General features: G+C 59.1%; 21 protein-coding genes. 8 read left to right on the top strand and 13 right to left on the bottom strand.

Features of this window, described 5'->3' with window-relative positions:
- Positions 1-2 precede the first annotated feature (2 nt).
- Complete coding sequence (locus tag CKF42_RS09080) at positions 3-1466, bottom strand: hypothetical protein (protein WP_111208018.1); 1464 nt, start codon at positions 1464-1466, stop codon at positions 3-5.
- Between the two features lie 168 nt (positions 1467-1634).
- Between CKF42_RS09080 and CKF42_RS09075 the strand changes: the two genes are divergently transcribed.
- Positions 1635-3086, top strand: coding sequence for a PLP-dependent aminotransferase family protein (locus tag CKF42_RS09075; protein WP_111208017.1), 1452 nt, complete (start codon positions 1635-1637; stop codon positions 3084-3086).
- Here CKF42_RS09075 and CKF42_RS09070 read toward each other — a convergent pair.
- The 5 genes from CKF42_RS09070 to CKF42_RS09050 all read right to left on the bottom strand — a co-directional run bounded on the left by CKF42_RS09070 (position 3083) and on the right by CKF42_RS09050 (position 8598).
- Positions 3083-4333, bottom strand: coding sequence for a valine--pyruvate transaminase (locus tag CKF42_RS09070; RefSeq protein ID WP_009088263.1), 1251 nt, complete (start codon positions 4331-4333; stop codon positions 3083-3085). The two genes, CKF42_RS09075 and CKF42_RS09070, sit on opposite strands and share 4 nt — an antisense overlap.
- 81 nt (positions 4334-4414) lie before the next feature.
- Positions 4415-5389, bottom strand: a complete 975-nt coding sequence (gene ghrB / locus CKF42_RS09065; protein ID WP_009088261.1) for a glyoxylate/hydroxypyruvate reductase GhrB — start codon at positions 5387-5389, stop codon at positions 4415-4417.
- A gap of 172 nt (positions 5390-5561) precedes the next feature.
- On the bottom strand, positions 5562-6842 hold the full coding sequence (locus CKF42_RS09060; protein ID WP_009088258.1) for an MFS transporter: 1281 nt from the start codon (positions 6840-6842) through the stop codon (positions 5562-5564).
- A 34-nt stretch (positions 6843-6876) separates the two neighbouring features.
- Positions 6877-7839: a sugar kinase gene (locus CKF42_RS09055; RefSeq protein ID WP_009088257.1), complete on the bottom strand. Its 963-nt coding sequence runs from the start codon at positions 7837-7839 to the stop codon at positions 6877-6879.
- A 9-nt stretch (positions 7840-7848) separates the two neighbouring features.
- Positions 7849-8598, bottom strand: coding sequence for a sugar phosphate isomerase/epimerase (locus CKF42_RS09050; protein ID WP_111208016.1), 750 nt, complete (start codon positions 8596-8598; stop codon positions 7849-7851).
- Between the two features lie 398 nt (positions 8599-8996).
- Between CKF42_RS09050 and mchS3 the strand changes: the two genes are divergently transcribed.
- Positions 8997-9413 (top strand): MchS3 family protein, encoded by a 417-nt coding sequence (mchS3, locus tag CKF42_RS09045; protein ID WP_111208015.1) that lies wholly within the window; start codon positions 8997-8999, stop codon positions 9411-9413.
- Positions 9410-9613, top strand: a complete 204-nt coding sequence (locus CKF42_RS09040) for a hypothetical protein (protein WP_111208014.1) — start codon at positions 9410-9412, stop codon at positions 9611-9613. Before mchS3 ends, CKF42_RS09040 begins: the two co-directional genes overlap by 4 nt.
- A 110-nt stretch (positions 9614-9723) precedes the next feature.
- Here the strand turns inward: CKF42_RS09040 and CKF42_RS09035 are convergent, their stop codons facing one another.
- The 4 genes from CKF42_RS09035 to CKF42_RS09020 form a co-directional block, all read right to left on the bottom strand.
- Positions 9724-10749 carry a LacI family DNA-binding transcriptional regulator gene (locus CKF42_RS09035; protein ID WP_009088252.1) on the bottom strand — a complete coding sequence of 342 codons (1026 nt, stop codon included), beginning with the start codon at positions 10747-10749 and terminating at the stop codon, positions 9724-9726.
- Positions 10750-10814: 65 nt separating this feature from the next.
- Positions 10815-11795: a LacI family DNA-binding transcriptional regulator gene (locus tag CKF42_RS09030; RefSeq protein WP_111208013.1), complete on the bottom strand. Its 981-nt coding sequence runs from the start codon at positions 11793-11795 to the stop codon at positions 10815-10817.
- 136 nt (positions 11796-11931) lie between these two features.
- Entirely contained in the window at positions 11932-12594 is a 663-nt protein-coding gene (locus tag CKF42_RS09025) for an OmpA family lipoprotein (protein WP_009088249.1), read from the bottom strand.
- A gap of 109 nt (positions 12595-12703) precedes the next feature.
- Positions 12704-13270 carry a DNA-3-methyladenine glycosylase I gene (locus CKF42_RS09020; RefSeq protein WP_033736113.1) on the bottom strand — a complete coding sequence of 189 codons (567 nt, stop codon included), beginning with the start codon at positions 13268-13270 and terminating at the stop codon, positions 12704-12706.
- A 152-nt stretch (positions 13271-13422) separates the two neighbouring features.
- Between CKF42_RS09020 and CKF42_RS09015 the strand changes: the two genes are divergently transcribed.
- The 5 genes from CKF42_RS09015 to CKF42_RS08995 all read left to right on the top strand — a co-directional run bounded on the left by CKF42_RS09015 (position 13423) and on the right by CKF42_RS08995 (position 17620).
- The gene (locus CKF42_RS09015) at positions 13423-14109 is read left to right on the top strand and encodes an autotransporter (RefSeq protein ID WP_111208012.1); all 687 of its coding nucleotides are present in this window, start codon (positions 13423-13425) and stop codon (positions 14107-14109) included.
- A gap of 75 nt (positions 14110-14184) precedes the next feature.
- Complete coding sequence (locus tag CKF42_RS09010) at positions 14185-14865, top strand: hypothetical protein (protein WP_111208011.1); 681 nt, start codon at positions 14185-14187, stop codon at positions 14863-14865.
- 111 nt (positions 14866-14976) lie between these two features.
- Complete coding sequence (gene dnaT, locus CKF42_RS09005) at positions 14977-15513, top strand: primosomal protein DnaT (protein WP_009088241.1); 537 nt, start codon at positions 14977-14979, stop codon at positions 15511-15513.
- Entirely contained in the window at positions 15513-16253 is a 741-nt protein-coding gene (dnaC, locus tag CKF42_RS09000; protein ID WP_009088239.1) for a DNA replication protein DnaC, read from the top strand. The genes dnaT and dnaC overlap by 1 nt, the downstream gene beginning before the upstream one ends.
- A gap of 236 nt (positions 16254-16489) precedes the next feature.
- Positions 16490-17620 carry an ROK family transcriptional regulator gene (locus CKF42_RS08995; RefSeq protein ID WP_009088238.1) on the top strand — a complete coding sequence of 377 codons (1131 nt, stop codon included), beginning with the start codon at positions 16490-16492 and terminating at the stop codon, positions 17618-17620.
- Positions 17621-17638: 18 nt separating this feature from the next.
- On the opposite strand, the gene xylR is transcribed toward CKF42_RS08995, so the two are convergent.
- The 3 genes from xylR to CKF42_RS08980 all read right to left on the bottom strand — a co-directional run bounded on the left by xylR (position 17639) and on the right by CKF42_RS08980 (position 21608).
- Positions 17639-18817 (bottom strand): D-xylose utilization transcriptional activator XylR, encoded by a 1179-nt coding sequence (gene xylR / locus CKF42_RS08990; protein ID WP_111208010.1) that lies wholly within the window; start codon positions 18815-18817, stop codon positions 17639-17641.
- Between the two features lie 93 nt (positions 18818-18910).
- Entirely contained in the window at positions 18911-20095 is a 1185-nt protein-coding gene (gene xylH, locus CKF42_RS08985) for a xylose ABC transporter permease XylH (protein WP_009088234.1), read from the bottom strand.
- Positions 20088-21608, bottom strand: coding sequence for a xylose ABC transporter ATP-binding protein (locus CKF42_RS08980; RefSeq protein WP_111208009.1), 1521 nt, complete (start codon positions 21606-21608; stop codon positions 20088-20090). Before CKF42_RS08980 ends, xylH begins: the two co-directional genes overlap by 8 nt.
- Positions 21609-21613 lie beyond the last annotated feature (5 nt).

Below are 21613 nucleotides of genomic sequence, written 5' to 3'. Positions count from 1 at the left end.
GGTTATCGCCCAGAGATGACTTCTGTCACCGTGTCATTGAGCACACCGTTACTGACCTGAATCACCGCTTTATGGGGATCGAAGCGCAGCACGCGCGACAGGGGATCGGGGCTTTTTCCCTCCAGCAGCGAGCTGACCGGCTTGCTCTGCCAGCAGTGGCGCATCTGTGTCAGCGTCATGCCGGAGAGGTGCGTTAACGCCCTGGCCAGCGCGATGTCCTGACTGCGTTGCTCAAGCAGGTCGCGGATAGCGGCCTCTTCCATCGCGATCTGCTGCCCGGTCAGCCAATGACCGAGCTGCTGGCCCTGTCCCAGAAAGGGCGAGTAGATCATGCAGATCAGCTGCGCTTCGCTGAGGTCAAACGCCTGCACGGCGAACGCGGCTGCGCGCTGCCGCTGCTGCCGAATCGCGGCGTCATCCTGATAGCGCGCCGCCATCTCGTCGATCAGCTGCGGGGGAAAATCCTTCTTCACCATCAGCCCCAGCGCAAAGCGCACATATTCCCGGATCCCCTCGGCGTAGCTGCGCTGCAGGAGCGTTTCGGCCCGCAGTCCGCGCAGATGCGCCATCAGCGTCGGGTTACCGCAGTCGGACTCAGAAAAGCTGAACATCAGTTCATCAAACCGGAAGCCCATAAAGTCGCTGAGCAGCGCCCAGTGCGCACCCGCTTCATAGGCCGTGTCCTGATAGATATTGAAGAAGAGCGGATCGCGCGCCAGCTGGTGGGTGATGCGGTGCGCGGGGGTGAGCTGGCCGGCCCCGTAGATGTCGCGGAAGTAGCGCTCTGCGACGCCATCCAGCGTCTGCAGGAACCCGCTGAAGCCACGGCTTTTTTCCGCGACCGGCGCATCAAACAGTCGTGAGAGGTGACGCGCCCAGGCAACATAGGCGGCCTGCTCCTGCGGCGAATCGCCGGTGATAATCATATCCACCCCGCCGTTGTAGTCCGCCGCCAGGCCAAAGGAGTTGACCATGCTGAGGTTGCAGGCGTTGCAGAAGGTGGAGCGCGCATCGGCGCGAAAGCGGTGGCCATTCATCAGCACATCGTTGCGGTTCTGCTCACGCACGCTGTCCGGCATCGGCAGATCGCGGGCGAAAGGGCGGATCAGCAGACCATCCACCACCAGACAGGTCACCCGTTCATCGTCATGCATCGCCAGCGACTGATAAACGCGATGAATATTATCCATGACGCTCTGGTTCATCGCCGCGTGACGGTTGGTGCTGACCCGCAGATGAAAGGTGGTGCCCTGCTGCTGCCAGATCAGCCCCTGAATGTAGCGCACGTAAGCCACCATGTAGCTGCTGTCTTTGCCGCCGCCATAGGCGAGCAGGACGCGGTTGTTCTCAGGCTGCTTATCGGGTAACGCCGCCAGCAGACGGACCGAACAGCGCTGAGCCGACGCGATGATGGCCGGTGAGAGATACGCTTCCATTGCTTTCATCATGGCGGGCAGATTATTCATCTTTCACATTTTCCTTAGGTGAACGGCCTGCCGTTATGGCCACAGGCCCGACGGCAGCCGGGCGCTGTGCGCCGTTTAGCGTCATGAATAATTAAGAGATGCAGCCTAAAGTACTTTGAATGTACTCTGTTGAATATGCACAGATCAGCGCGATATGGGGTGGAACAGATGACCGGGGTTATCGGGGAACAGGAGAGTCAGAGCAGCCGTTATCGCCAGATAGCAGAACAGATTAAACAGGCGATCCATGCCGGTTCACTGGCACCCGACAGCCGTCTGCCCTCGGTGCGCACCCTGGCGACACAGTACAATGTCAGCCTCACCACCGCCCTGAAAACCCTGCGTACGCTGGAAGATGAGCGCTACGCCGTCGCCCGTCCGAAGTCGGGCTTTTTTGTTGCCCCACAGCGGCCCGCTTCGCGTGCGTTACCCGTCGTCAGCGAACAGCCGCGCGCCATCGCCCCGCTCGATGAGCAGACCGAACTGCATCTGGCGATGCTCGGATCAGACTGCCGGGTGCGCCTCGATCTGGCGAACGGCGACAGTGCCCTCTATCCGATCAGGCGGATTGGCCTGCTGATGCGCCAGATGGGTTACAGCAAACCCGCCCTGCTCGGTAACACGGTTAAGGGCACCGGCTATGCCCCGCTGAAAGCGGAGATTGCCCGGCGCGCGGTCGATTATGGCTGCAATATCAGCGCCGACGATATTCTGATCACCAACGGCTGCATTGAGGCGATCTCGCTGTCACTGCGCGCCACCACCCAGCCAGGCGATGTGGTGGCGGTGGAGTCCCCCTGCTATTTCGTCCTGCTGCAGATGCTGCATAACCTCAATTTACGGGTGATTGAAGTGGAAGCCGGGCCGGAAGGCTATGTGAATGTGGCAACCCTCACCCGTCTGTTTCAACGCAAAGCGGTGCGGGTCTTTCTGACGCTGTGCAACGTCAACAATCCGCTGGGAAAAAGCATTCCCAACGAGCAGAAAGCCTATATTGCGCGCCAGGCTGATGAAAACGATGTGGTGATCATTGAGGATGATATTTTTGGAGATACCGCCTTTGGTGAGCGTCGCCCTTTCCCGATGCGCGCCTTCAGCCCCAACGCCATTCTCTGCAGCGGCTTCTCGAAAACCGTGGCACCCGGCATCCGCATCGGCTGGGTCCACAGCGTCAACTACATGCGAAAGATCGCCTCGCTGAAATATACCTCCACCATGGGCACCTCGGTACTGTCGCAGGCGGCGGTGGCGGAACTGCTGCGCAGCGGCGGCTATGATGCTCACCTGCGCAAGCTGCGGCGCGAACTGGCGCGGCAAATCAGCGAAATGCGTCAGTCGGTGCTGCGGGAGTTTCCGGCCGGGACAACGGTCTCCGACCCGGAAGGAGGATATGTGCTGTGGGTCGCCATGCCGCCGCAGGCGCTGAACGTGCGCGAGCTGTTTCTGAAGGCGCGCAACGCGGGTATCGGGATTGCGCCGGGCCATATTTTTGCCACCGATCAGCGCTACGATCACTGTTTCCGGCTGAATGCCGGTTTTGGCTGGAATGCGGAAGTGGAACAGGCGATCCGACAGCTGGCGCAGTGGTGCCAGCTGTCGTTAACCGACGCGCAGGCTTAGCTGTCGCGCCAGGCGTTCTCCACCTCTTCCGCCAGAATCTGCACCGCCCGCTCGATGTTCTCCGCATCCGGCACGTAGTTCATCCGCATACACTGGTGGGTGTGCGGCCACGCCTGCTCCAGCCCCGGGAAGAAGAAGTGGCCCGGCACCATCAGCACACCGCGCGCTTTCAGCCGCTGATAGAGCGTTTCCGTGGTGATCGGCAGATCGCGGAACCAGAGCCAGAGGAAAATCGCCCCTTCCGGCTTGTGGATCAGGCAGCGCTCTTCTGACAGATGGCGGCGCAGGATCGCAATCGTCTGCGCAACCTTCTGCTGATAAAACGGCTTAATCACCTCTTCGGAGAGCCGCAGCAGATCGCCGCGACGAATCATCTCATTGGCGATGGCCGGGCCAATACTGCCGGGGGCCAGGCTGATAATGCCGTTCATGTTGCTCAGCGCAGAGATGGTCTTCTCGTCTGCGATAATGATGCCGCAGCGCGCGCCCGGCAGGCCAAGTTTCGACAGGCTCATGCAGAGAATAATGTTGGGATTCCACAGCGGACGCACTTCGCTGAAGATGATGCCGGGGAACGGCACGCCGTAGGCATTGTCGATCAGCAGCGGCACATCATGCTGCTGCGCCAGCGCATCCAGCTGGATCAGCTCCTCATCGGTGATCACGTTGCCGGTGGGGTTGGTCGGACGCGAGACGCAGATCAGCCCGACCTCATCGTTCATCGGCAGATGCTCGAAATCGACATGATATTTAAACTGTCCCTCCGGCAGCAGCTCAATGTTCGGCTTCGCCGAAACAAACAGCTCCTCTTCCAGACCGGCATCCGCATAGCCGAGGTACTCAGGCGCCAGCGGAAACAGCACCCGCTTTTTGCTGCCGTCGGCGCGGCGACCGGCAAACAGGTTAAACAGATAGAAGAAGGCGCTCTGGCTGCCGTTGGTCAGCGCAATATTCTGCGCGGTAATCGGCCAGCCAAGCTGGTCGCGCAGCAGCCCGGCCAGCGACTCCAGCAGCGTCGCTTTGCCGCGCGGGCCGTCGTAATTGCACAGTGCTTCGCTGAGTTTGCCCTCCTCATGCATCTGCTGCAGCAGCTGCTGAAAGTAGTCGTTCATGGCCGGGATCTGCGCCGGATTACCGCCGCCAAGCATGATGGTGCCGGGCGTACGCAGGCCTGCGCCCATATCTTCCATCAGACGTGAAATGCCGGAATGTTGGGTAAATTTGTCGCCGAACTGAGAAAAGGACATAGCGGTTAAAAATTTGTGATTGCGAATCGGGGGTTCACCATAACGCCCGCCATCGGCGGGCGCAATGGAAAGGCGTGGCGATTATTTCAGCGCCTGAGGGTTAACGCAGTTTTTATCGACGTTTCCGCCGAGCGCGGCGATAAGATTCTCCACCGCATCCTGCATCATGCCGTAGCGGGTTTCGTGGGTGGCAGAACCGATGTGCGGCAGCGTCACCACGTTCGGCAGCGACAGCAGCGGAGAGTCGGCAGGAACCGGCTCCTGCTCAAACACATCCAGCCCGGCGGCGTGCAGTTTGCCCGCCTGCAGCGCGGCGATCAGCGCCTTCTCATCCACCACCGGCCCGCGACCGGCGTTGATCAGTACCGCATCCGGCTTCATCAGTTCCAGCTCGGCGGCCCCAATCAGATGGTGGGTTTCGTCAGTCAGCGGCAGGCTGATGCAGACAAAATCACTCTGCTGCAGCAGCTCTTTCAGTTCGCAGCGCTGCGCGCCAAAGCGCGACTGCGCCTCCTCATGCTCACGGCGGGCGTTGTAGAGGATTTTCATGCCGAAGCCAAAGTGGGCGCGCTGCGCCAGCGCCATCCCGATCCGTCCCATGCCGAGAATGCCCAGCGTTTTATGGTGTACGTCGATGCCGAACTGCGCCGGTCCGATGCTCTTCTGCCAGTGGCCCGCTTTGACCCAGGCATCCAGCTCCGGCACCCGACGCGCGGTGCTCAGCACCAGCGCCATCATGGTGTCAGCCACGGTTTCCGTCAGCACGGTCGGGGTGTGCATCAGCACCACATGACGCGCATTCAGCGCCGCCACGTCAAAATTGTCATAGCCCACCGAGACGCTGGAGCAGACGCGCAGATTAGGCATGTTCGCCAGCAGCTCACCATTCACTTTTCCGCCCGATCCCAGCAGGCCCTCGGCCTGGCGGAACGCCGCAGCGTGCTGCTGCTGGCTCTCTGGCGAAAGATTGCTCACTTCCGTCACGTCACACTGTTCAGCCAGGCGCGCATAGAGGTCGTCAGGCAGTTTTTTATAGAGAATTACAGCGGGTTTCATTCAGTGGCTCCCGATCAAACAAATAAGTAGCGGGCGGCTTGCGGGCCGCCCGGAGAAAACAGAGGCTGACGTTTACGCCCGGGCGGCCTCCGTACAGGCCCGGAAAGGCCTGTGCGAACGGCGCAGGCGTTGTGGACCTGCACCGGGCCAGCCCGCTTCAGCGTTTACGCTTTCAGGCCGGTTTTGCGCCCCGCAGCGGCGGCGCTTTGTTCTGCGCCGGTTTCACAATCAGCGTCAGCCACACCGACACCAGCAGAGCCGAACCCATAAAGATGTAGGAGGCAGCCGGGCTGCCGGTCGCCCCATTAAGATAGCCGACGATCCATGAACCGATAAATGACCCCAGTGCACCCATACTGTTGATCAGTGCCATTGCCCCGCCCGCGACGTTGCGTGGCAGCATCTCAGGAATAATGGCGAAGAACGGTCCGTAAGGCGCATACATCGCGGCACCGGCAATCACCAGCAGGGTGTAGGAGGCCCAGAAGTTGCTTGAGCCGACCAGGTAAGAGCCAAGGAACGCCAGCGCCCCCACCAGCAGCAGCGGCCAGACAAACAGCTTACGATTCTGGGTTTTGTCCGACGCCCAGGAGACCACGACCATCGCAATGGTCGCCGCCAGATAAGGCACCGCTGACAGCCAGCCCGCTTCAACCATGCCCATCTGTGTGCCGTTACGCAGAATCGACGGCAGCCACAGCACAAAGCCATACACACCGATGCTCCAGGCAAAATATTGCAGGCAGAGGATGATCACATTGCGGTTGCGGAACGCTTCACCGTAGTTACGCACCGCCTTGATGTTTTCCTGCTCTTTTTGCAGCTCAGCCTGCAGGGCCGCTTTCTCTGCATCGCTCATCCAGCGCGCCTGAGACGGCTTATCCTGGACCAGGAACCACCAGGCAATCGCCCAGATGACCGCCGGAATCCCTTCAATGATAAACATCTCACGCCAGCCGAAGGATTCGATCAGATAGCCCGACACCACCGACATCCAGAGCACCGTGACCGGGTTCCCCAGGATCAGAAAGGTATTGGCGCGCGAACGTTCCGATTTGGTAAACCAGTTGCTGATGTAAATCAGCATGGCCGGCATCACCGCTGCTTCCACCACGCCCAGCACAAAGCGAATCGCTGCCAGCATCGGAATGTTGCTGACCACACCGGTCAGCGATGCACAGCCACCCCACAGGATCAGGCAGCCGAAAATCAGTTTCTTCACGCTGCGGCGTTCGGCATAGATTGCGCCCGGGATCTGGAAAAAGAAGTATCCCAGGAAGAACAGCGCGCCCAGCAGCGAGGACATGCCTTTGGTGATGCCGAGATCGTCATTAATCCCGGCGGCAGAGGCGAAGCTAAAGTTTGCACGATCAAGATACGCCAGGCTGTAGGTGATAAACACGATGGGCATGATGAACCACCAGCGTTTTGGCGCGATTGTCTGCTTTTTCATCGGGAACTCCTGTGTCTGTAGAGGGGCGCGTGAACTACTCGTCGCCCAGTTGCTGACGCGTCGGCAGACCTTCGCTGTCACCAATGACCTGAATCGCCATCGAACCAATTTTGTTGCCGCGGCGAATCGCCTGCGGCAACGTCTGACCTTCCAGCAGGGCGCTGATCACGCCGACGGCAAAACCGTCACCGGCCCCTACGGTGTCGACCACGTTGTCGACTTTTATCGCCGCCACCTGTCCCTGTTCACCCTGTGCGGTTTTATACCAGGCGCCGTCACAACCGGTTTTAATCACGACCGCTTTCACACCCTTATCGAGATAGAAATCCGCAATCGCTTCCGGCTGACGGTAGCCGGTCAGGATCAGCCCCTCTTTTTCGCCTGGCAGTACCCAGTCGGCATACTCCGCCAGCAGATTGAGCTGCTTACGCATCTCCTCTTCACTGCGCCACAGCACCGGCCGCAGATTCGGATCAAACGAAATGGTTTTCCCGCGCGCGCGCATCTCCTTGGCCGTGTGCTTCAGCAGTTCCAGTGAACTCTCTGAGAGCGCTGCCGCCACCCCGCTGAGGTGCAGATGGCGTGCCGAGCCAAAGTAGTCCGCGTCAAAATCGTCAACCGACAGATGGCTGGCCGCCGAGCCTTTACGGAAATACTCGACCAGCGGGTCAGAGCCATCATCGACTTTGGATTTAAGCTGGAAACCGGTGGGATAACGGTTATCGACCGTGACCCGGGCATGGTCAATGCCCTCTTTTTTCAGCTGCTGGCAGATAAAGCGACCAAAGGCGTCATCGCCAACCCGGCTGACCCAGCCCACTTTCAGGCCAAGACGCGCCAGGCCGGTCGCGACATTGAGTTCTGCGCCTGCTGCGCGTTTAACAAAGGTCTCTGCAGCGGCGAGATCGCCGGTTTCACGGGCGACAAACATCGCCATCGCTTCCCCGATGGTGACCACATCAAGCGGACCGGTGTGATATTGGGTGTGATGACTCATTTTTACTCCTTACACATTGCGCAGCAGCGACACATAGTGGCGCGTCACCGCAATCAGATCGTCGCCTTCCAGCGGAAATTCAATACCGCGCGGCACCGAGCCGGGCAGCTGTTGCAGCAGGTCACGCCAGCCAGCGTCCGCCTCGTCCAGCGCAATTGCCCGGAAACTCTCCTGATGCGGAACGGCAGCTTTGACATGCACATAGCCGACCTGCGCGGCCAGCTGCTGCGCGGCCTGGAAGGCGTTTTCGCCGGTCCAGCACCAGTTCCCCATGTCGAAGGTCATCGTGATCGGTAGCCCGGCTTCCCTGATCGCCGTGAAAAACGCGACGGAGGGTGCGAGTTTGCCCTGTTCGGTCTGATCGTTTTCCACCGTCAGTTCACACGGCAGTGCTGCCAGATGCGCCTGCAGCGTTTCACGGTGAAGTGCGCCGGTGAAATGTCCCAGCGCGACTTTCAGCCGCTGCGCATTTAACTGGCGTGCTTCTTCAACGTAGTGGGTTATGCGCGGATTGATTTCGCCGCCGTCACAAAACAGCGTATCGGGCACCGAATAGCTGGCCTGAAGCTGATGCTGTGCCACCGCCTGCGCCAGGGCGGGCAGATCGGCCAGCGCCGCGTCATCAAGCAGTTCGCGGCGGATTTCGACGCCATCAGCACCAGCCTGCTGAATGATCGGCAGCAGCGCAGTCTGGCCGCCGACTGCGGCGATCTGCGCATGGCCATAAGCGGCGGTCACCACAATGATGTCAGGTTTCATGTTCTGCTCCATGGCAGGTTTTTGCGCGTAGCGGATACAAAAACCCTAAATGGAACCGGTTCCAAAGCAAAGCAGCAAACTGTGAAACTATGATCGTGCTCACGAAGCGAGCACGAAGAGAGGTCTGAGGCTTACAAACGCAGGATTGTACGCTAAGTGCATATCAGAGAGCTCCGATTAAGGAAAAAAGTGAGGATTTTTATCATGTTAAGAGGGATGCGGATAGCTATGAAGTCATCGTTACTGAAAAGCGTTAACGGGATTAATGCAAAAACGGATCGGAAAAAACCAAAACCGTCATTTTATGATGCTGTTAAATTTAATTCCTTTATTTCCATCCTATTATTGCTCAGCGTCATTTATAGTCGGTAATAAGATAGCAAACGGAGGTTTTGCAGATGAAATGGATTTTAATAACACTATTACTTGCTTCAGGATTAACAACGGTTTCAGCCCAACCCGATCAGGAGATAGAAAAGGAACTCTCCACTGCCACTCTATTTTCGATGGGCTTCAATGGATTTATTGCGAAGGAAATGCCGCAACAACTGATATATGAAAAAGCTTTAAAAGTTAACAACTCTGTAAAGATATTTGAAAGTGTGATGGAATCTGCAACCGCCACGCCTGAAGGTAAAGCCTGGGCGGCATGCGGTCTTTGGCAGAAAAAAGAGATAGACAAAATAAAAGTAAGAAAAGAATATAAAGCTCTGCCTGTAACGCTATTAACGGGCGACATCCTCAGGCAGGAATCCTTAGAAAAGGTTATCGAAAATATACGACTACACGGATGCAAATTAAGGAGATCGAAATGAGAAACATAGATAAGTCAGAAGCCGAACGCGTTGCTGGCGCCGTGAATATGAGTGATTCAGGCGAGCCAGAAAAAAACTTTATTATCTTCGGGGGAAGCCCGGATGAATGGTTTGATAATATAAAAGTTTTCTCGACGCCAGGCCCAGGCCCTCTCAGCGTGTGTGCTGTTAATTTAACTCTCTCCGGCCTGCCTTTGTAAGCCAGTAAGAAGCCTGTCCTGAGCAGGCTTCTTTCGTCCCTTTCGGCAATACCTTAACGGCACACTCTCTGATTTGCCCGCTCAGCCCGAAGTAAGAACAAACCTTAACCTCAGGGAAGCGGCTGGCTGGAGCCGCGAACGATCAGCTCGCCGGAGAACACCTGTTCGGCAACCGGCAGGTCACTGCCATCAATACGGGCAATCAGTCGCTCCAGCGCGCTGAAGCCAATCTGCCAGGTCGGCTGTTTCAGCGTGGTAATCCCGACACCGGCCAGCGCCGCCCACTCCAGTTCATCGAAACCGAGCAGGCCGATATCGCGGCCCCACTGCAGGTTGAGTCGCTGCAGCGATCGCGCCACCTGCAGCGTCAGCGCCCCGTTGGCGACCATTACCGCACAGCGTTTGCCCGCATGCTGCTGATGGAATGCCAGCAGCGCCGCGTCAAGCGCATCGGGCTGATGCAGCACCACTTCCACATTCTGATGCTCAACCTGCGGATGCGCCGCCAGCAGATGGCGAAACGCCTGCAGACGCTCGCGGCGCGTATTGACACTGCCCAGCGGCTCACTGAGAAACATCAGAGCCTCATAGCCATTGTCGACCAGATGGCGCGTAGCGGTTTCGGCGGCTTCGGCGTTGTTCAGGCCCACCACATCGCAGGGAAAATCGGGGATTTTGCGGTCAATCAGCACCATCGGCAGCAGGGACTGCTGCAGATGATTCAGCACCTCTTCGCGCATCCCGACCGCATTAACCACGATGCCTTCAACCTGATAACTGCTCAGAAGCTGGAGGTAGTGCTGCTCCAGATCCACTTCGTTGTTGGTATTACACATCAGCAGCGTAAAGCCCTGCTCACGACAGGCGGCTTCAATGCCACTCATGACATCGACGGAATAGGGGTTAGTGATATCGGCGATAATCAGCCCAATCAGGCGCGTACGCCCGCGTTTCAGACCGCGTGCCATCTGGCTCGGACGATAGCTGAGGTCCGCTATCGCCTGTTCAATCCGCGCTTTCAGATCGGCGGAGAGCAGATGCAGTTCACCGTTCAGATAACGTGAAACGCTGGTTTTACCGGTCCGAGCCGCGTGAGCAACATCGCTGATGGTGGCGCGAGGCGGCCTGGTTTTCATGAGATATCCTGCAAAATTATAAATTCGGCAGAGACTAGCACAAGCGCAGCCCGGAGCAAAAAGCGCTACGCCGGTAATTGCAGCCAGGGCTGCCACAGGGTCTGTAACGTCTCCGGCGGCGCACCCTCGATCAGCCGGACAATCATCTCCGCCACCTGCTCTCCAGCCTGATGTGGCGTTGCCTGACGAATCGCGACAATGGGATGATCGAGAATCGCATCCCCCGGTAATCCCTCCCAGCCTGCCAGCAGGATGGCATCCTCACCCGCTGCGCGTCCGGCCTGATGCAGCGCCACAGCCGCGCCTTCCGCCAGCGCACCACAGTCGGTGATGATCACCTCCGGCATCGGCCCCTCTGCCAGCCACTGCCGGGTCTGCTGATAGCCGGCACGGCGCGTCGGTGCCACTGCCGCCATCGCATAAGGCGCGAGATCACCCAGCGCCGTCAGATAGCCCTGACGCCGGTCGCGCGCGCGGCTGCTGTTCTCCTCACTGCCAAGCCAGGCGATCCGCCGCCGTCCCTGTGCCAGCGACCACTCCACCGCCAGCTGCGAACCGGCAAGGTGGTCAACATCAAACCAGGCATAGGTGGCGGGCAGATCGCTGCGACCCAGCGTCAGAAAGCGAAAATCGGTCTGCAGCAGCGCATGAAGCCGACAGTCATCTGGCCGGGTGTGGCCGATAATCAGGGCATCGACAGCCCCGCTGCGCAACAGGCGGGTGAGCGCCGGAGGATTCTGCTGCTTATCTGTCAGCAGCAGCAGGTTAATATCATAAGCGGCCAGGTGATGCTCGAGTGCCAGTAACATGTCACTGAAATCGCTGCCACTCAGAGGCGAAGCCCCCGGCGGACAGACCAGGCCCACCGCGTTAGCGCGACCGGTTTTCAGCCGTCTGGCCGCCGCATTAGGCCGGTAGCCGCGCCGTTGCGCCTCCGCTTCGATGCGTTTACGCGTCTCCTGAGCGACATCCTGGTAACCATTGAGGGCGCGGCTGACGGTGGTGACAGAGAGACCTAAAACCGCCGCGATGGCTTTAAGAGACATAGGGAAATTTCCACTGATCAATTTTTGATCAGGCTACCATAAAGCCTCTGCTGGCTCTATCCACAGAACGCTTTCTGGTGCTTTTAACGTAAGGCTTTCCAGAAAAAAGGGCGCCCCCGAGAGGGGGCGACCACGGTTAGCCCAGCGGGGTGAGTGTGATCTCAACGCGACGGTTTTGCGCTTTGCCGGCTTCGGTGCTGTTGGTGGCAACCGGATTATCCGGGCCTGCACCCTGCGTACGCAGGCGATCGCTCGCCACGCCCTGCACGATCAGCGCGCTGGCGACACTTTCAGCACGCTGCTGAGAGAGACGCATATTCAGCGCACGGGTGCCGGTGCTGTCGGTGTAACCCACGACGTTTACCGCCGTTTTTGGATACTCTTTCAGCACCATTGCAACACCGGTCAGGGTGTTCGCGCCTGCGGGTTTCAGATTGCTGCTGCTGGAGTCGAAGGTGACATTGTTGGGCATGTTCAGGACGATGTTATCGCCATTACGGGTCACGCTGACGCCGGTGCCGCGCATCTTGTCACGCAGTTTCGCTTCCTGCACGTCCATGTAGTAGCCCACGCCACCGCCCAGTGCCGCGCCGCTTGCGGCACCAATCAGGGCACCTTTACGGCGATCTTTCTTCGACGATGAAAGCACGCCGACACCGGCACCCACTAATGCGCCCAGGCCAGCGCCTACGCCTGACTTACCCGCCTGTGATTCACCGGTGTAAGGATTGGTGGTGCAGCCAGGCAGGGCCAGGCTGCCGCTCAGTAACAGGGTGATCGCGATTAATTTCTTCTGCATTTTTGTTCCCTTACAGTCGAGACACAGGGGAAAACCTTCCCCATAAGTGGCACGATTATGCCGCCTGTGGAACAGGGATGTATGAGGAAAAATCCTGATTTATGAAGAATCAGCGGGTAATGGCATCAGGATGGCAGAAACAGTTGCTCTGATGATCGTTTATCAGCCCGCAGGCCTGCATAAAGGAATAGCAGATTGTCGGGCCGATGAATTTAAAACCACGCTGCTTTAACGCCTTTGAGAGCGCAATGGCCTGCTCTGACGTGGTGGGGGCCAGGCTGTAGTCGGGATAATGGTGAACGATTTGCACGTTATCGACAAATTGCCAGACGAACTGGCTGAAATCCTCACCTTTCGCCTCCATTTCCAGGTAAGCGCGGGCATTCGCGATAATGGCGGCGATTTTGCCGGGATGGCGGATAATGCCGCTGTTCAGCAGCAACTGGTCGATCGCTGGCGCGTCCATCTGCGCAATCGCCTGCGGATCAAACTGGTGAAACGCCGCGCGATAATTTTCCCGCTTTTTCAGCACGGTGATCCAGGAGAGTCCCGCCTGCTGTCCTTCCAGACAGAGCATCTCAAACAGCGCACGCTTGTCTCTCTGCGCCACCCCCCATTCCCTGTCGTGATAAGCCAGATAGAGGGGATCCTGTGTTACCCAACCACATCGTTGCATCGCTTTGTTCCTTTTAACAAGAATATTTTAGCGGTCCGCTTGATCTTAAAATTAATCGGTTGATAGTTAAACGATCAGCGGTTAAATAACAGAGACAGCGCGAATTTTAATTACGACGCCGGATAATAACTTCAGCCCTGCCTGGAGAAGAGATGTCGCCGAAAAGCGGTTGGAAAGGTCTGAGAACCTGCTGTGCTGCATGGCTGTTAATCTTAATGGCACCGGCTTTTGCCCGGAGCGGCCTCTCTGCGCCGCCGCACGCCGACTTTCTGCCGGACTACGATACGATACTGGCAGAGAAGATCGCGCTGACGCCCCTCACCTTCAGTGACGAAAACCGCGCCCTGTTTGAAGCCGCCATTAACTCTCCCACCGCTTCACCCATCGCGCTGCACAGTGAAACCGGCAGCGCAGGCACCACCCCGCTGGGAAAACGCTACCGGGCTGGCGTGGAGATGCCTGTTGCGCCGTCGCTCACCACCGGGCCGGTGGCGCAGTATGCCGTCGATCCGCAACCCATAAACTGTCTGCAATGTGACTACAGCGATCAGCAGAGTCGCGAGCAGAGTGCCAGCGTCGGCTGGCGCATCGATTCGCAGCAGGGATGGATATCGCCCTGGGCGCAGCTCAGCTATCGCTATCTGCTGGCGGAGACGCCCCAGACTCCCCGCCGCGAGACGACGAACGGCCCGGATCAGAGCGAGGGCATCGACCTGAGTATCGGGGCGCAGCTGCCGCTGAACGACAATCTGGCGGCTTTCGCCTCATTTTCACAAAACGAAGCGCTGAATAATCAGGAACAGCAACTTTACAGCTTCGGCTTCAGCGCCAGCTTCTGAGCGGGGCATGAAAAGAGAAAGGCGTTCGGGCGTTTAAAATATAATGAGCCTGCTAATCATTATACTGGTAACACTATGCGCAACGATCTCACTCTTATTGGCCGCGAAATCGCGGTTTTTCTGCTGGCAGCGCTGTTTCTTGCCCTCACCATCGTTCCTGTCTACATCGACGTCGCCTGGATGAACGACGCACTGCATGAGACCTCATTGACCGAAACTACTCAGGAAGTGATGCTGGCGACCATCGCCGCACTCTTTTTTATCGCGGCCCGACGCCGTCCCGATCAGCGCGGCGCGCTGACTCTGGTCGCCGGTTTTTACGCCTGTATGCTGATCCGTGAACTCGACTTCGTGTTTGATGCCATTCAGCATGGCAGCTGGGTCTGGTTTGCGCTGGCCGTCACCGCGGGCTCACTGGCCGTCGCGCTGCGCACGCCGAAAAAAACCGTGCATGCGCTGGCTGCCCTGGTGCAGCACCGCAGCTGGCCGGTCATGGCCTCCGGCTTTTTAGTGGTACTGGTCTTCTCCCGACTGTTTGGTGTGCATGTGCTGTGGCAGCACCTGATGCTGGGGGATTACAACCGGGTGGTGAAAAACATGGCCGAAGAGGGCACTGAGCTGCTGGGATACAGCCTGTGCTGGCTCGCCTCGGTTCGCTATGTATGGCAGACCCGCCCCGCTGCTGCCGCCCTTACCGTGCGCGCACCGGAATCTGTACCGGCCCGCCATGCCACGTCGCCGGTGACCTCGCACTGACCCGCACTCCTGCTTTTTAAGCGATCCCCTCCGTTAAAAAAGGTACAATAACCCCTTCTGCGCCGGCGACAGGTTCCCGGCGCAAGGTGTTCGTTAACCTCAGGTCTTTTCATGTCAGCTAAAATCTTAACTTCAACGCTCATTGGCCTGGATGCCTTCCGACAGGATCCGCTGACTGCCCTGCAGCAGGCGGAAAAGGGCACGCTGGCGGTGTTAGATAACTATGCGCCGGTGATGTATGCCATCACCCCGGCGCGTCTGGCCGAGTTGCTGGCGCTGGAAGCTGCCGCCCGGCAACCGAATGATGTGGCGCTGGATGACAGCCTGTATGACGATGCGCCCGCCGCGATCCACACACCGGCCGGGAAGTTCGCCATGTATCCGGGCTGGCAGCCGGATGCCGACTTTACGCGCCAGGCCGCGATCTGGGGCGTGGCGCTGGCTGAAGCCGTCACGCCGGGCGAGCTGGCGGCCTTTGTCGCCTACTGGCAGGCGGAAGGCCGGATGTTCCATCATGTCCAGTGGCAGCAGAAACTGGCGCGCAGCATCCAGATGAACCGCGCCGCAAATGGCGGGCAGCCGAAGCGTGATATCACCCAGTTGCCCGATCCTGACCGTACCATTCCCGATGGTTTCCGAGGTGAATGATGAAAACGCCAAACGATCTCTTTAGCCGTCTGAAAAAAATGATGCCTGAAGGCACCCGCCCCAAATTTGCCAATGGCCAGGAGTTGCTGGCGTGGAATCAGGAGCAGGGTCGCCTGCGCTCAGAGGCGATAGTACGCGAGAACCGCGCCATGAAAATGCAGCGCGTGATGGGCCGTTCCGGCATTCGCGAACTGCATATCAACTGCTCGTTTGATAATTACCGGGTTGAGAATGAGGGCCAGCGTAAGGCGCTGGAGCTGGCACGGCAGTATGCCGCAGAATTTGATGGCAGCATCGCCAGCTTTGTCTTTTCAGGACGTCCCGGCACCGGTAAGAACCATCTGGCTGCGGCGATCGGCAATGACCTGATCCTGCGCGGCAAAAGCGTGCTGATCGTGACGGTCGCCGACCTGATGTCGAGCATGAAGGGCACCTTCAGCGGCAGCAGCGGCATTACCGAAGAGCGGCTGATTCAGGATCTGAGCAGTGTTGACCTGCTGGTGATCGATGAGATCGGTATGCAGAGCGAATCGCGCTATGAAAAAGTGATCATCAACCAGATCGTCGATCGCCGCTCCTCCTCCAAACGCCCGACCGGCATGTTATCGAACCTCGACCATGCCGGTATGAATGCCCTGCTGGGCGAGCGCGTAATGGATCGTATGCGGCTTGGCAACAGCCTGTGGGTGCGGTTTGACTGGGAAAGTTACCGCAGCCGGGTGCGCGGCGACGAATATTAATTCCTTCGCGCGCTGGCGCCTCTCTCCGCTGGTGCGGCTCTCCCCATGGCCGCACCGCTGTCCTCTCGTTCCCTCACTCTTATCCGAAACGCGCACCGTTTCGCTTACCCGCCCGCCTGCAGCCGAGGGTTATCCCTGATAGCGAGGTTGTGTGAAACAGCACACAAAAGTGTCAGATCAACGTTTCTCACGGGCTGATACACTGAAATCTGTCTCCTCTGTTGGGTGGATCCGTGATGAAAACAAACGGCAAAGGCCCTGCACTCCTGCGACTGAACAATCAGAAACGGGTAATGGCCCGGTTACGTAAACTGCGCGTCACGTCGCGTCAGGATCTGGCGGAGGCACTGGAACTCAGTAAGAACACCGTCTCACTTATCATCGATGACCTGCTGGATCAGGGGCTGATTGAGGAGCTGGGACCGGTCAGCGTGGCGGCCGCCGGACGGCCTAAAATCGGCATCGCCCTGCGGCCGGAAAAGCTCAAGAGCGCGGGCATTATGGTGGAACGCAACGTCATCCACTGGCGGGTCTGCGACTACTTTTCGCAGGTGCTGGCGGAACAGACGCTGCGCACCGATACCAGTAACCCGACCCGCCTGCTGGCGGAGCTGGCGATGCTCTGCCGGGAACTGACAGAGCGCTATCCCGATCTGCTTGGCTTCGGCCTTGGCTTTCCCGGCATCGTCGATCCCCGCCGGGGCTGGATGCATCTCTCCCTGCCGCTTGAATGGCAGGATGTTGACCTGCTGAGCACGCTGCGCAGACACGTTCGCCTGCCCATCCGCATCATGAACAATGTCAAAGCGGCGGCGCTGCTGGCCGTCGAGCAGCACGGACTCTCCGTGGAGAGCGGGCATTTTTATCTGCGGATTGCCGAGGGCATCGGCGGCGCACTGATCCAGCATGGCGACGTGTTTACCGGACACAGCTGGACGGCGGGTGAGGCGGGACATCTGATCGTTCAGCCTGGCGGGCCACGCTGCAGCTGTGGCCGGCGCGGCTGTCTGGAGGCGCTGGTCAGCAAACCTGCCGTGAATCAGCTGCTGGCGCAGCATCAGCCTGGCCTGAGCTGGCAGAACCGCGACAGCGCGCCACGCGTGGTAGATACGGTGATGACCCAGGCGGGGGGCTATCTCGGTGCGGCGCTGAGTCAGATCATGCTGCTGCTGAACCCCGCCACCATCATCATTGATTGCCCGTGGAGCGCCAGCGAGCTTTTCTGCAAAGCAGTGCGCGACACGGCGCAGGGCAACGCCTTCGCCTTTACCGCCACGCACACCCAGCTGCATTTCCCCGCGACCCGGATTGATCCGGCGAACGGGCTGGCGCTGGCGGTACTGGAGCAGAGTGAGCAGCGGGTGTGAGGCCGCAGAGACTCTTCCCTACAACACCTTCTCCCCGTGATGCTGCCGGTACTCCTTCGGGGTGGTGTCGTAGCTTTTGCGGAAGACCGAGTAGAAATACTGCAACGAGGGGTAGCCGCACATCTGTGAGATCTCATTGATGTTAAGCGAGGAAGACGCGAGCAGTTCGCGCGCTTTTTCCAGTTTTTCGCAGTGGATCATCGCATGAATGGTGTCGCCGGTTTCATCCCGGAAGCGTTTTTCCAGATTGGAGCGTGACAGCCCGACCGCATCCAGCACCTGCTCCACCTTGATCCCCTTGCAGGCATTAAAGCGGATGTAGTGCATCGCCTGAATCACCGCCGGGTCGCGCAGCGAGCGGAAGTCGGTCGAGCGGCGGGCGATCACTTTTACCGGCGGCACCAGAATGCGCTGAAGCGGCAGAGGCTGCTTATCCAGCAGCCGGTGCAGCAGCTTGGCCGCCTGATAGCCCATCTGCCGCGAGCCCTGCGCCACGGACGAGAGCGCCACGCGCGACAGATAGCGGGTCAGCTCCTCATTATCAATCCCGATCACCGTAAGCTTCTCCGGTACCGGAATTTTCAGGTGTTCGCACGCCTGCAGCAGGTGCCGCGCCCGTGAGTCGGTGACGGCGATAATCCCGGTTTGCGGCGGCAGCGTCTGCAGCCAGTCGGCGAGCCGGTTCTGGGCGTGCTGCCAGTTGGCAGGCGCGGTTTCCATCCCCTGATAGACCACGCCCTGATAGCGTTCGCGCCCCACCAGCTGGCGAAACGCCTGTTCCCGCTCCTGCGCCCAGCGCTTGCCGCTGGAGGCCGGTAATCCATAAAAGGCAAAGCGATTGATCCCCTTCTCTTTCAGGTGCAGAAAGGCTTTCTCTACCAGCGCGGCGTTGTCAGTGGCGATGTAGTGCACCGGCGGATAATCTTGCGGCCGGTGGTAGGAGCCTCCGACGCCCACTATCGGCACGGAGACATTCGACAGCAGGGTTTCGATGGAGCGATCGTCGTAATCGGCGATCACCCCATCTCCCAGCCATTCGCGGATGTTGTCGATGCGGCAGCGGAAATCTTCTTCGATGAAGATATCCCAGTCAGTCTGCGATGCCTGCAGATACTCCCCGACCCCCTCCACAACCTGACGGTCATACACTTTGTTGGCGTTAAACAGCAGGGTAATGCGATAGCGTTTGTCATGCATGGTGGCGCGTTCCCTTAAATGCTCAGCGCATTGCATAGCACGGCTGACAGGGGCAAAAAAATTGTTTGCGCCACAATGTGATCGTCCGCGCGATTACACCCGACGCCGCGTGGCCGTATCCATCCACACCGCCAGCAGCAGAATCGCCCCTTTGACGATGTACTGCCAGAAGGTCGGCACATCCATCATGCTCATGCCGTTATCCAGCGATGCCATGATAAAGGCGCCCATCACCGCCCCCGCCACGGAACCGACGCCCCCGGCCAGGCTGGTGCCGCCGATGACACAGGCGGCGATCGCGTCGAGTTCCGCGATGTTACCCGCCGACGGCGAGCCAGCACCCAGCCGCGAACTGAGGATCAGCCCGGCAATCGCCACCATCACGCCGTTGATGGCAAACACCGCCAGCTTGGTGCGCGCCACGTTAATGCCCGAAAGGCGCGCAGCATCGATATTGCCGCCGATGGCGTAGATACGACGGCCAAAGGCGGTGCGGGTAGCCATAAACATGCCCGCCAGCAACAGCATGACCAGCAGCAATACCGGCGTCGGCACGCCGCGATAGTCATTGAGTAACCAGATGGCCCCCAGCACCAGAATCGCGGTGATCGCCTGACGGCCCACCGTGCCGCTGGCCGCGCCCTGCGGCAGCCCGAGCTGCTGACGGCGCAGCCGCAGACGCCACTGCCACAGCATAAACAGCGCCAGACCGACAAAACCAAAGCCGAAACCGACGCCGTCCGGCAGATAGCTCTGACCAATCTGCGACATTCCCGGCGTAATCGGCGCCACCGTGGTGCCGTCGGTAATCCCGACCAGGATGCCGCGGAACGCCAGCATCCCCGCCAGCGTGACGATAAACGACGGCACTTTGCGGTAAGCCACCCACCAGCCATTCCAGGTGCCGAGCAGCAGCCCCATCACCAGCGTCACCACGATAGTCAGCGGCAGCGGCCAGCCAAGCCAGACGTCGAATATCGCCGCGGCCCCGCCGAGCAGGCCCATCATCGAACCCACTGACAGGTCGATCTCCGCCGAGATAATCACGAACACCATGCCGACGGCCAGGATGCCGGTGATGGCGGTCTGACGCAGCAGGTTAGAGACGTTACGCGCACTGAGCCATGCGCCATCGGTGGTCCAGGTAAAGAACAGCGCAATCACGACAATCGCGCCCAGCATTACCAGCACCTGCAGGTCAGGCAGCGTGAACCTGCCCGGTGACGGTTTGCCCGGCGTGCCGGAGAGGCGGCTTTGGGTACTTTCACTTTTAAGCATAATGTTCACTCCGCAGGGCAGCTTCCATCACCTGCTCCTGAGTCAGGTTATCGTTAACTAAATCGGCTTTGATCTGCCCTTCATGCATCACCAGCACCCGATCGCTCAGGCCCAGCACTTCCGGCAGCTCAGACGAAATCACAATGACAGCGATCCCCTGCTGAACCAGCGCATTGATCAGCAGATAGATCTCCTGACGCGCGCCCACATCGATGCCGCGCGTCGGCTCATCCAGAATCAGGATTTTCGGGTTCAGCAGCAGGCATTTCGCCAGAATGGCTTTCTGCTGATTGCCGCCGCTTAACCGGCCAATCGGCAATTCTGACGAGGAGGTTTTGACCCGCAGCCGGCCGATCGCGTCGTTGATGGCCTGCTGCTCCTGCGCTTCATCCAGGGTCGAGAGCTGGTGACTGAACTGATCCAGCGCCGCCAGGGTAATATTTTTGCCCACCGCCATCAGCGGCACGATGCCATCCTTTTTGCGATCTTCCGGCACCATCGCGATGCCGTGCGCAATCGCGGCGCGGCAGTCGGTGAGGCTGACCTGCTGACCATTGATCCAGATGTCGCCCTGCCAGCGGCCCGGCCAGACACCAAACAGACACTGCACCGTTTCGGTTCGGCCCGCGCCCACCAGCCCGGCGATGCCGAGGATTTCACCGCGTCGCAGCGTAAAAGAGACGTTGTTGACGCGGCGGATATGGCGGTTGACGGGATGCCAGGCGGTGAGTTTTTCCACCTTCAGCACCGGGTCGCCGATCTCATGCGGCGCATGCGGATAGAGCGCGGTCAGCTCGCGGCCGACCATCATGGTGATGATGTCATCTTCGCTCATGCCCGCCGCCGGACGGGTGGCAATGTGCTGACCGTCGCGGATAACGCAGATGGTGTCGGAGATTGCCTTCACCTCATTCAGCTTGTGCGAAATGTAGATGCAGGCGATGCCGTGTTCACGCAGATTGCGGATGATACCGAGCAGCACCTCCGTCTCCTGCTCGGTCAGGGAGGAGGTCGGCTCATCCAGAATCAGCAGCCGGACCTGTTTGTTAAGGGCGCGGGCAATCTCCACCAGCTGCTGCTGGCCCAGACCTAACTCCCCCAGGCGGGTGGCAGGAGAGACGTTAAGCCCGACCCGCGCCAGCAGCTGCTGGCAGCGCAGGGTCATGGTTTCATCATCCACCATGCCGAACCGGCTCAGTTCGGCACCAAGGAAGATGTTCTCCATCACCGTCAGTTGCCGCACCAGCGCCAGCTCCTGATGAATGATCACGATGCCTTTACGCTCGGTATCGCGAATCGTCTGTGCCTGAATTTCGTCGCCAGAGAAGTGGATCTGCCCCTCGAAATCGCCGTGCGGATAGAGTCCGCACAGGATTTTCATCAGGGTCGATTTGCCTGAACCATTCTCACCGCACAGCGACATCACTTCGCCCGCCTCCAGGTGCAGGCTGACATCATTCAGCGCTTTCACGGCACCGAAACGCTTGGTGATGTTTTTCATTTCCAGCAGCATCGACT

This window comes from Pantoea sp. ARC270 (genome assembly GCF_003236725.1).
Taxonomy (GTDB): domain Bacteria; phylum Pseudomonadota; class Gammaproteobacteria; order Enterobacterales; family Enterobacteriaceae; genus Pantoea; species Pantoea anthophila.
This window is presented reverse-complemented; position numbering and strand designations above follow the sequence as displayed.